Annotated in this window: 1 protein-coding gene; it reads left to right on the top strand. The window is 64.1% G+C overall.

What is annotated here, in order from left to right:
* The coding region (locus tag B3F77_RS02370) for an SAM-dependent methyltransferase (protein WP_293603404.1) at positions 1-245 on the top strand (245 nt) is incomplete at both ends.

Raw genomic sequence — 245 nt, 5'->3', positions numbered from 1 at the left:
GCGTGGTGCTGGGCAATGAAGTACTCGATGCCATGCCGGTGAAATTGTTGATGCGCCTGAACGGCGTCTGGCATGAGCGCGGCGTGGCGCTGCATGAAGGCCGATTCACCGACGCCGACCAGCCGACCGATTTGCGGCTGCCGCTGGAGGTGGCGGGCTCGCACGACTACCTGACCGAAATTCACCCGCAGGCTGAAGGCTTCATCCGCACGCTGGCCGACCGCTTAGAGACAGGCGCTGCGTTC

Source organism: Polaromonas sp. UBA4122 (assembly GCA_002381615.1).
Taxonomy (GTDB): Bacteria; Pseudomonadota; Gammaproteobacteria; order Burkholderiales; family Burkholderiaceae_C; genus Polaromonas.
Note: the sequence above shows the minus strand (reverse complement) of the source record. Positions and strands in the feature narration are given on the sequence as shown.